Annotated in this window: 7 protein-coding genes; 6 read left to right on the plus strand and 1 reads right to left on the minus strand. The window is 64.6% G+C overall.

The features are described 5' to 3' along the window. Positions 1–200: 200 nt before the first annotated feature. From HV773_RS09535 to HV773_RS09560, 6 genes are all read left to right on the plus strand, one after another. Complete coding sequence (locus HV773_RS09535; protein ID WP_129561117.1) at positions 201–3,932, plus strand: nitrate reductase subunit alpha; 3,732 nt, start codon at positions 201–203, stop codon at positions 3,930–3,932. Then, on the plus strand, positions 3,929–5,482 hold the full coding sequence (narH, locus tag HV773_RS09540; RefSeq protein ID WP_129561118.1) for a nitrate reductase subunit beta: 1,554 nt from the start codon (positions 3,929–3,931) through the stop codon (positions 5,480–5,482). Before HV773_RS09535 ends, narH begins: the two co-directional genes overlap by 4 nt. Positions 5,483–5,495: 13 nt before the next feature. After that, the gene (gene narJ, locus HV773_RS09545) at positions 5,496–6,197 is read left to right on the plus strand and encodes a nitrate reductase molybdenum cofactor assembly chaperone (protein WP_129561119.1); all 702 of its coding nucleotides are present in this window, start codon (positions 5,496–5,498) and stop codon (positions 6,195–6,197) included. Beyond that, entirely contained in the window at positions 6,194–6,877 is a 684-nt protein-coding gene (gene narI, locus HV773_RS09550) for a respiratory nitrate reductase subunit gamma (protein ID WP_129561120.1), read from the plus strand. Before narJ ends, narI begins: the two co-directional genes overlap by 4 nt. A 302-nt stretch (positions 6,878–7,179) precedes the next feature. Next, the gene (locus HV773_RS09555; RefSeq protein ID WP_129561121.1) at positions 7,180–9,210 is read left to right on the plus strand and encodes a type IV pili methyl-accepting chemotaxis transducer N-terminal domain-containing protein; all 2,031 of its coding nucleotides are present in this window, start codon (positions 7,180–7,182) and stop codon (positions 9,208–9,210) included. Between the two features lie 73 nt (positions 9,211–9,283). Next, on the plus strand, positions 9,284–9,970 hold the full coding sequence (locus tag HV773_RS09560) for a response regulator (protein WP_129561122.1): 687 nt from the start codon (positions 9,284–9,286) through the stop codon (positions 9,968–9,970). A 45-nt stretch (positions 9,971–10,015) separates the two neighbouring features. Here the strand turns inward: HV773_RS09560 and HV773_RS09565 are convergent, their stop codons facing one another. Continuing rightward, the gene (locus HV773_RS09565; RefSeq protein ID WP_129561123.1) at positions 10,016–11,101 is read right to left on the minus strand and encodes an AI-2E family transporter; all 1,086 of its coding nucleotides are present in this window, start codon (positions 11,099–11,101) and stop codon (positions 10,016–10,018) included. Positions 11,102–11,175: the final 74 nt, after the last annotated feature.

An 11,175-nucleotide genomic window follows, 5' to 3' on the forward strand; every position in this document is an offset into this window, starting at 1 on the left:
AGGGGCCTACTCCCGATGCGCCTCGCGCACTCTCCCCCTGATGAATGGGCAGGCAAGCGCCTGCCCGGCATACTCAAAAGTGATTTTCTAAAACCGACGGCCTGCTCGCGGTACGCAAAAACGGCACGCTCAAGAGGTGCAAGCGGCGCGAAACAGCAGGCGCAGTCGATGACAAAACATCAGCAGTCCCGGAGCATCGTATGAGTTACTTTCTGGACCGGTTGAAGTTCATGTCGCGTGTGAAGTCGACCTTTTCCAATGGTCACGGCGCGGTGGTGAACGAAGACCGCAAGTGGGAAGACGGCTATCGCAGCCGCTGGCAGCACGACAAGATTGTGCGCTCGACCCACGGTGTGAACTGCACGGGCTCGTGCTCGTGGAAGGTCTACGTGAAGAATGGCCTGATCACGTGGGAAACGCAGCAGACCGACTACCCGCGCACGCGCGCCGATTTGCCCAATCATGAGCCGCGCGGGTGTCCGCGTGGCGCCTCGTACAGCTGGTACGTCTATTCGGCGCAGCGCGTGAAATATCCGATGATTCGCGGCCGCCTGATGGACATGTGGCGCGATGCGCGCCGCACGCTCGATCCGGTCAAGGCGTGGGCCTCGATTGTCGAAAATCCCGAGAAGGCGGCGCGCTACAAGCGTGCGCGCGGCCAGGGCGGCTTCGTGCGCGCCGACTGGGATACGGCCACCGAGATGATCGCCGCGGCCAACGCCTATACCGTGGGCGAGTACGGCCCTGACCGCGTGGTTGGCTTCTCGCCGATTCCCGCCATGTCGATGGTCTCGTACGCGGCGGGCGCGCGCTACCTGAGCCTGATCGGCGGCGCGTGTCTTTCGTTCTACGATTGGTATTGCGATTTGCCGCCGTCCTCGCCGCAGGTCTGGGGCGAGCAGACCGACGTGCCCGAATCGGCCGACTGGTACAACTCCACGTACTTGATGGTGTGGGGTTCGAACGTGCCGCAAACGCGCACGCCCGACGCCCACTTCTACACCGAGGTCCGCTACAAGGGCACCAAGACGGTAGCGGTTTCGTCGGACTTCGGCGAGATGGTGAAGTTCGGCGACATCTGGCTCGCGCCGAAGCAGGGCACCGATGCGGCGCTTGCGCTCGCGATGGGTCACGTGGTGCTCAAGGAATTCCACGCGAATGGCAAATCTGCGTATTTCCGCGATTACGTGAAGCAGTACACCGACATGCCGTTGCTCGTCACGCTTAGCCGACGCGATGGTGCCGTGGTGCCGGACCAGTTCCTGCGCGCCTCGCAGCTCGCCGGCAATCTCGACGAAGCGAACAATCCGCAATGGAAGACGCTGGCGATCGATGAGGCTACGGGCGACATCGTCGCGCCGAACGGCTCGATCGGCTTCCGTTGGGGCGAAGGCGAGCACGACGACGGCAAGAAGGTGGGCCGCTGGAACCTCGAAATGAAGGATGGCGGCAGCGGCCGCGAGATCGATCCGCGCCTCTCGCTGATCGATCAGCATGACGAAGTGGTCGAAGTGAGCTTCCCGTACTTCGGCGGCGAACATGGTGCGCTGCTCGCGCGCCGCGTGCCCGCGAAGCGTGTGGCGCTCGGGGATGGCACGAGCGCACTGGTTGCGACCGTGTACGACCTGCAGATGGCCAACTATGGCGTCGACCAGGGCCTCGGCGGCCCGAACGTGGCGTCCTCCTACGATGACGACGTGCCCTGCACGCCCGCGTGGCAGGAGAAGCACACCACGGTGCCGCGCAAGCTCGTGATCCAGGTGGCGCGCGAGTTCGCCGATAACGCTGATCGCACGCATGGCAAGAGCATGGTGATCGTGGGTGCCGCCCTCAATCACTGGTACCACAACGACATGATTTACCGCGGCATTATCAATCTGCTGATGATGTGCGGCTGTATTGGCCAAAGCGGCGGCGGCTGGGCGCACTACGTGGGGCAGGAAAAGCTGCGTCCGCAATTCGGCTGGGCGCCGCTCGCGTTCGCGCTCGACTGGCAGCGCCCGCCGCGCCAGATGAACGGCACGTCGTTCTTCTACAACCACACGAGCCAGTGGCGCCACGAAAAAGTCGAGCTCGACGAAATCCTCGGGCCGGGCGCCGATCGCAAGCGCTACAAGAACCTCTCGATGCTCGACCTCAACGCGAAGTCCGAGCGCATGGGCTGGCTGCCTTCCGCGCCGCAGCTTGGCGCAAACCCGCTCGACGTGGTGGACGCCGCCAAGCGCGCGGGCGTGTCGCCGGTGGAGTACACGGTCGAGAAGCTGAAGTCCGGCGAATTGAGCTTCGCCTGCGACGATCCTGACAATCCGGTGAACTTCCCGCGCAACATGTTCGTGTGGCGCTCGAATATTCTCGGTAGCTCGGGCAAGGGTCACGAGTACTTCCTGAAGTACCTGCTCGGCACGCAGAACGCGCTCTTCGGCGACGAAGCCGACGCGATCAAGCCATCCGAAGTGAAGGTGCGCGAGGCGGCCGAGGGCAAGCTCGATCTGCTCACGGTGCTCGACTTCCGCATGAGCACCACGTGCCTGTACGGCGACATCGTGCTGCCGACGGCCACGTTCTACGAGAAGGACGACCTCAACACGTCCGACATGCATCCGTTCATCCACCCGCTTTCCGAGGCTGTGCAGCCGCTGTGGGAAAGCAAGACCGACTGGGAGATCTACAAGGCGATCGCCAAGAAGTTCTCGGAGATCGGCGGTGAGCACCTCGGCACGCGTACCGACCTCGTTTGCACGCCGCTGATGCACGACACACCGGGCGAACTCGGCCAGGCGTTCGAACCGAAGGACTGGCGCCTCGGCGAATGCGATTTGATTCCGGGCAAGACCGCGCCCTCGATGACGGTGGTGGAGCGCGACTACCGTGAGATCTACAACAAGTTCACCTCGGTCGGACCGCTGCTCGACAAGCTCGGCAACGGCGGCAAGGGCATCAACTGGAACACCCAGCATGAAGTGGGCGAGCTCGCTCACCTCACGGGCACCCATGGCGAAGCGAGGTCAGGCGTGTCGGCAGGACGCCCGCGCCTCGAGACCGCCATCGATGCGGCCGAGATGATTCTCACCTTCGCGCCCGAAACCAACGGTCACGTCGCGGTGAAGGCGTGGGACGCGCTCTCGAAGATCACGGGCCGCGACCACACGCACCTGGCCGAAGGCCGCGAGCACGACAAGATCCGCTTCCGCGATGTGCAAGCGCAGCCGCGCAAGATCATCTCCGCACCCACGTGGTCGGGTCTCGAATCGGAAGAGGTGAGCTACAACGCCGGCTACACGAACGTACACGAGCTGATTCCATGGCGCACGCTCACGGGTCGCCAGCAGTTCTATCAGGATCACCGCTGGATGCTCGACTTCGGCGAGGGCTTCTGCAACTACAAGCCCGCCATCGACACCAAGACGATTGCGCCGATGCTGGGCGCAATGCCGAACGGCGAGAGTGAGCTCGTGCTGAACTGGATCACGCCGCACCAGAAGTGGGGCATTCACTCCACCTACACGGACAACCTGCGCATGCTCACGCTCTCGCGCGGCGGTCCGCACGTGTGGGTCTCGGAGGCCGAGGCGAAGGAAGCCGGTCTCGTCGATAACGACTGGGTCGAAGTGTTCAACGTGAACGGCACGCTCACCGCGCGCGTCGTGGTGAGCCAGCGCGTGCCGCGCGGAATGTGCCTCATGTACCACGCCCAGGAAAAGATCATCAACGTGCCAGGCGCGGAAACCAGCGGCAAGCGCGGCGGCATTCACAACTCGGTCACGCGCACAGTGCTCAAGCCCACGCACATGATCGGCGGTTACGCACAGTTGGCATACGGCTTCAACTACTACGGCACGGTCGGCAGCAATCGCGATGAGTACGTGATCGTTCGCAAGATGAAGAAGGTCGAGTGGCTCGAAGGCCCGATGAAGGAAGGAGCAGCATCATGAAAATTCGCGCTCAGGTGGCGATGGTCCTGAATCTGGACAAGTGCATCGGCTGCCATACGTGCTCCGTCACGTGCAAGAACGTGTGGACTTCGCGCGACGGCGTTGAGTACGCGTGGTTCAACAATGTCGAGACGAAGCCTGGCATCGGCTATCCGAAGGAATGGGAAAACCAGGAGAAGTGGAAGGGCGGCTGGATGCGCAACCCCAACGGCAAGCTCGAGCCGCGCCAGGGGCCCAAGCTCAAGGTGCTGGCCAACCTCTTCGCCAACCCGAATCTGCCGGCCATCGACGATTACTACGAGCCGTTCACCTACGACTACGAGCATCTGCAAAAGGCGGGTCTCTCGGAAACGCCGCCCACGGCGCGCCCCGTCTCGGTGATCACCGGCAAGAAGATGGACAAGATCCATTGGGGTCCTAACTGGGAAGACGACCTCGGCGGCGAGTTCGAATCGCGCAGCCGCGACCAGCTCTTCGAGAACGTGCAGAAGGAGATGTACTCGAGCTTCGAGAACACCTTCATGATGTATCTGCCGCGTCTGTGCGAGCACTGCCTGAACCCGGCGTGCGTGGCGTCGTGCCCTTCGGGCTCGGTCTACAAGCGCGAAGACGACGGCATCGTGCTCGTCGACCAGGACAAGTGCCGCGGCTGGCGGATGTGCATCTCGGGCTGCCCGTACAAGAAGATGTATTTCAACTGGAAGAGCGGCAAGGCCGAGAAGTGCATCTTCTGCTATCCGCGCATCGAAGCGGGTCAGCCGACGGTGTGCTCGGAAACCTGCGTGGGCCGCATCCGCTATCTGGGCGTGATGCTCTACGACGCGGATCGTATTAGCGAGGCGGCTTCGGTCGAGTCGACGCAGGACCTGTACCAGTCGCAGTTGGACGTGTTCCTCGATCCGCACGATCCGGCCATCCAGGCCGAGGCGCTGCGCCAGGGCGTGCCGCAAAGCTGGCTCGACGCGGCCGTGAAGTCACCCGTGTACCGCATGGCGGTCGAGTGGAAGATCGCCTTCCCGCTGCACCCCGAGTACCGCACGCTGCCGATGGTCTGGTACGTGCCGCCGCTCTCGCCGATCCAGTCGGCCGCGGACGCGGGCCATATCGGCATGGACGGTGTGATTCCCGATGTGGCGAGCCTGCGCATTCCCATGCGCTATCTCGCGAACCTGCTCACGGCCGGCGACGAGAAGCCCGTGATTTCCGCGCTCAACCGCATGCTGACGATGCGCGCGTACAAGCGCACGCAGTCGGTGGACGGCGTGAACGATAACGCGCTGCTCAAGCGTGCCGGTCTCACTGCCGAACAGGTCGAGGACATGTACCGCACCATGGCGATCGCGAACTACGAGGACCGCTTCGTCGTGCCGTCGTCGCACAAGGAAATGGTCGAGGACTCGTTCAACGAGAAGGGCAGTTGCGGCTTCTCGTTCGGCAACGGGTGCTCGGAAGGCGTCTCGGAAGGCTCGCTCTTCGGGGCGAAGCACGAGGGCAGCGTGGTATTCGCCGACATGCCGAAGTCACGCCGCAAGGCAACGTCGGAAAGCTGAGGAGGGCACCATCATGTCGATCTATTCCGTTCTCTCCGCGCTGCTCGACTATCCCGAGCAGCCCCTCGTCGATGCGCTCGACGAAATCGAGGGCGTGCTCGCCGCGTCGCCGCACGGATCGTTCGCCGTGCGCGAGCTTGCGCCGCTCATCGGGGCGCTGCGCGAGCGTTCGCTCACGGAGTCGCAGGAAATCTATGTGGCGACGTTCGACCGTAATCCGCGCCACTCGCTCCATCTGTTCGAGCACGTGCACGGCGAAAGCCGCGCGCGCGGTCAGGCGATGGTCGATCTGCTCGACGAATATCGCAGCTTCGGCCTCGATGTCACGGCCAGCGAGTTGCCCGATTACGTGCCGCTCTTTCTCGAAGTGCTCGGCCTGATCAGCGACGAAGAGGCCAGCGCGCTGCTCGGCGAGGCGATTCACGTGCTCGCCGCGCTCGGCAACCAGCTCGAACGCGACGAGAGCCCCTATGCCGCCATCTTCACCGTGCTGTGCGAGATGAGCGTGGTCGAGCCGTTGCCGGTCACCGGCGCGCCGATACGCGACATGGACGAGGCGCTCGAGCGCTTCGGGCCGGGCGCCGACGGCGTCGAGCCCCTCCTGCAACCGTTCGGCGCGGGTGCCGCGAATGCGCCGCAGATCGTCCAGTTCCACCCGCGCGCGGCGTATGCAGCTTCGTCCGCCATGCCCGGTCGCACAAAGGAAATGCAATGAACATGTTCAACCAGTTTTTGTTCGGCATCTATCCGTACATCGCCGCATCGATCTTCCTGTTCGGCTCGCTCGCGCGCTTCGAGCGCGAGCAGTACACGTGGAAGGCCGACAGCTCGCAACTGCTCTATCGCGGGCAACTGCGCCTCGGCAATATCCTTTTCCACATTGGCATCCTCGGGCTCTTCGCCGGGCACTTCGTGGGCCTGCTCACGCCTGTCGCGGTCTGGGACTGGCTTGGTGTGCCGCATGAGGCCAAGCAACTGCTGGCGATGGTCGCCGGCGGAGTGATGGGCACCATGTGTCTCGCGGGTCTCGCGATCCTGCTGCACCGCCGCTTCACGAACGCGCGCATCTCGGCGGTCACGCGTTTCGGCGACAAGGTGCTGCTGTTGTGGATCCTCGTCACGCTGCTGCTCGGGCTTACGACTATCGGCGCATCGGCGAGCCATATGGATGGCGCCATGATGGTGCGCCTCATGACCTGGGCACAGCACATCGTGACGTTCCGCGGCGACGCCGCAAGCTACGTGATCGATGCGCCGCTCGTGTTCAAGCTGCATCTGTTCATGGGCATGACGCTGTTCGTGATCTTCCCGTTCACGCGTCTCGTGCACGTGTGGAGCGGGCTGGCTTCGGTCACCTACCTGTCGCGGGCATGGCAGCTCGTGCGCAGCCGCTAGGCATGCGCCTGAGGCGGGCCGCCGGCCCGCCTCCCGTATTCTCATTTTGAAGTTGCAGTAGTTGCCTCTGGGCGGCCGTGGGGATCGGCCGTTCTTTTGCGGGGAGCGAGCGATACGCGAGCTCCCTTTTTTTATAGGCTTCTTCGCCGAACATCCGGCTGGCACGCCTCGGCGAACTGGCGCATAGTGTCGCAGTTCACAGCCAATCCGGCCGCTGGTCGTGCTGTTTGCGATACGTCAACCGATAATGAGGAATACCGGCGCCCGTGCGCCGCACTTCATTCCCCGTGTCCTTTATGGCGATGACCCGTTCTCCCCATTCCGCCACTGGCTCCGGGCCGCACCTGGCGGCTGCCGGGGCCGCTACTTCAGCTGGCTCGCTAGCGCCCTTCCGCAGGCGCCTGTCCACGCGCATCGTCGTGCTCTCCACGGTCGTGCTCGCGATAGTGCTCACGATGATCGGCGGCACGCTCTGGCTCTCGTGGCAGCTCGAAGGCGCGGGCGCCGCGATCAACGATGCGGGCAGCCTGCGCATGCGCGCGAACGCGGTGGCCATCGAACTGTGGGAGAGCCGTCAGGGCCGCCCCTCGCGGCTTGACGCGCAGATCGACCAGCTCAACGAGACCCTGCACCAACTGCACGAAGGCAACGCGGCTCGCCCGCTATTCCTGCCTGACGACGTGCTGATTCGCCGGCAATTCGACCGGGTTGCCACGTCGTGGCACGAACGGCTAGAGCCGGCCGTGCAGCGCGACCGCGTTCTGGGCGTGGGCGCGCCGTCGGCGTATCTCGCGCTGCTGCCCGGTTTCGTCGATGACGCCAATCACCTCGTAGTGCTGATCGAGCGCGAGAACGCGCACAAGACGGCGTGGCTGCGCACTTCGCAGATCGCGCTCGCGGCGCTCTCGTGCGTGGGCACCGTGGCCATCGTCTATCTGCTTTACCTGTGGTTCGTGGTGCCCGTGCAGCGCCTGCAGGACGGGCTTGCGCGCATCGAGGCGCAGGAGTTCGATACGCGTTTGCCCGTCGATACGCGCGATGAATTCGGCCATCTCGCGCAGGGCTTCAACCAGATGGTTGCCGAGCTGCAAGCGCTGTATCAGGACCTTGCCGCGCGCGTGGACGTGAAGACCGCGCAACTGGCGGCGCAGAACCGCGAGCTGCGCATCCTGTACGAAATGGCGGCCTTCCTCAATACGCCGGGGCCAGTAGAGCCGCTGTGCCGCGATTTCCTCATGCGCCTCATGCGCGAGTTCGAGGCCGACGGCGGGACGGTGCGCATCGCCTCCGCCGAGGACGACAATCTGCATCTGCTGGTCGCCGAAGGCCTGCCCGAGGAAATCGTGCGCGCCGAGCAATGCATGCCCGCGCACGACTGCGCATGCGGCGCCGCGTCGGCGGAAGAGCCGGTGGTGGTGGTCGATCTGCGCAACCTGGTCGCGGGCGCGGGCGCCAAGGGACGCATGCCCGCCATGAGCGACGCCGAGCGCGAGCACGCGCAGTATTGCCTGCGCGCGGGTTTCGCGAGCGTTGCGGTGTTTGGCATCGTTTCGCAGAGCGAGCCGCTCGGCACGTTCTCGCTGCACTTCCGGCGCGAGCGCGATATGCCGCCCTCGGAAGTCCAACTGCTGCAAACGCTCGGCCGCCATCTCGGTGTCGCGTTGAAGAACCGGCGCCTCGCGGCGCTCGCGCGCCAGCTCGCGGTCTCGGAGGAGCGCAACCTCGTCGCCCAGGGGCTGCACGACAGCATTGCGCAGGGGCTGAGCTTTCTGAAGATGCAGGTGCATCTGCTCGATGGCGCGGTGGCCGACGGCAATCTCGACGAGGCGCGCGAGATCGTGCCGCTGCTCGCGGGCGGCGTGAAGGAGAGCTATGACGACGTGCGCGAGCTGCTGCTGAACTTCCGCTCGAAGCTCGAGTCGGGCGCGCTGCGGCCTGCGGTGGACGATACGGTGGCACGCTTTCGGCGCCAGTCGGACGCCGAACTCACACTCGATTATCGTGACGAGGGCGGCCCGCCGCTGCCGGCCGATCAGCAGCTCCAGGTCCTGTTCGTGCTGCAGGAGGCGCTTTCGAATATCCGCAAGCATGCCGAGGCGCAGCATGTGCATGTGAGCGTCGTCAACCGGCGCGACTTCCGCCTCACCATCGAGGACGATGGCATCGGCTACGATCCTGCCGAGATTGCCGCGCGCGGCGAGGCCCATGTCGGTTTTCATATCATGCGCGAGCGCGCCAAACGTCTGGCGGGAACGCTCACGCTCGACAGCGAGCCGGGGCGCGGTTCGCGCGTGGAACTCGTGCTGCCGGCCGCGAGCCGCAAGGCGGCTTGATCCGCTCGATCCACCCGATGCGCCAGGCTTCGCGCCACCACAGACAGAATCGCCACCATCCGAACTTCAGGCCATGACCATCCGCATTCTGCTCATCGACGACCACACGCTTTTTCGCTCGGGCGTGAGCGCGCTTTTGCAACGCCAGCCAGACCTCGAAGTGGTGGGGGAAGCCTCGGACGGCGTCGAAGGCATCAAGCGCGCGCAGCAGCACGAGCCCGACGTGATCCTGCTCGATCTGAACATGCCCGGCCTCTCGGGGCTCGAAACGCTGCAATTGCTGGTGCAGGACCTGCCCGATGCCGCCGTTGTCATGCTGACCGTCTCGGAGGAGGCCGACGAGCTTACCGCGGCGATGCGCGCGGGCGCGAGTGGCTTCCTGCTCAAGAGTATCGACGCCGACGCGCTCGTTGCGGCCATCCGCAAGGCGGCCGCCGGCCAGCCGGTGATCACCGAGCACATGACGGCGAAGCTGGTCGAGCAGATGCGCAAGCCGGCGGCGGCGCCGAGCGCACCCAGCGCGCCGCGCACGAGCGGCGAGACGCTCACCGCGCGCGAGCGCGACATCGTGCGCGAACTCGCGCGCGGGGCGAGCAACAAGGAGATCGCGCGCGCGCTCGATCTGGCCGAAAGCACGGTGAAGATTCACGTGCGCAACATCCTGCGCAAGCTGAACCTCACGAGCCGTGTGCAGGTGGCCGTCTACGCGGTCGGACACGAGGGCATGGCGGACGGCATGGGCGAGCCGCGCGAGGGATGAGGCTGCAGAGGCGGCAAATGCGCCGCCTCTGCAGGGCTTGGGCCCTCAGACGAGCCGCAGATAGATCAGTTCGCGCTTGATATAGGCGTAGAAGATGGGCGCGGCAATCACGCCCTGGATGCCGAACGCGGCTTCCATCACGAGCATCGCGACCAGCAATTCCCACGTGCGCGCCTCGATCTGGCCGCCCACGATGCGCGCGTTCAGGAAATACTCGAGCTTGTGAATCACGATCAGGAACGCAAGCGCCGTGACCGCCGCAGGCAGGCTCACGGTGAGCGCGATCGCGACGATCAGCGTGTTCGAGATCAAATTGCCGATCACGGGCAGCAAGCCGACCACGAAAGTCACCACGACAAGCATCTTCGCGAGCGGCAGCGGCGCGTGAAAGAGCGGCAGCACCAGCAGCAGGAAGAGCCCGGTGAACACCGTATTGATGGCCGAGATCTTCACCTGGGCGAACACGATGCGGCGGAACGCATCGGCGAAGCGCGCCACGCGCGTGACGAAGGCGGTCGAGAGCGGTAGCCGCGTGGCGTTCTTCTGCGCGCCGATGGCGACAATCGCGCCGATGATCATGCCGATCACGATATGCCCGAAGATGCGCGCGGCGTTTTTGCCGCCCTGGCCGAGCTGGGTGGCGTGCTCGTGCATGAGCGCGATGGCCTTGAGCTTCATTTGGGCGACGTCCACGGGCAGGTAGGCCGCGATAGCGTCGGGAATCCGCGCGCGCGCCTGGTCCACGAACGTCATCATTTGCGACATTACCTTCTGGACGCTCGGCACGTCGTTTTCGAACTGTTCGATGACGCCCACGGTGATACCCGTGAGCACGCCCACGATCACAATGGAAACCAGCACGACCGAGATCCAGCGCGCGCGCTGGCTCGACATGCGCCGCTCGATCAGCGGCGCGATGGTGTGCACGAGCTGGAAGACGAGCATCCCCGCGAGCAGCGCGCCCAGCAGGTTCAGATGCAGCACCGCCCACAAGCCGGCGAGCGCAGCCACATAGCTGCCAATTTCCACCGCCGAGAGTTTCGGCAGGCTCATGTCGCTCGTGAGCCTGACCGGTCTTGGCCGCAGGTCGCGCACCTGTTTATCGTCGGTCGCTTCGTTGCGCTTGACCATGTTGGGTGTATTCCGCCTTCAGACTGCGGGGACGCAAGCGCCCCCGCTCTGTTGTTGCTACAACCGGGGTTGCG

This window comes from Paraburkholderia caffeinitolerans (assembly GCF_902859945.1).
Classification (GTDB): Bacteria; Pseudomonadota; Gammaproteobacteria; order Burkholderiales; family Burkholderiaceae; genus Paraburkholderia; species Paraburkholderia caffeinitolerans.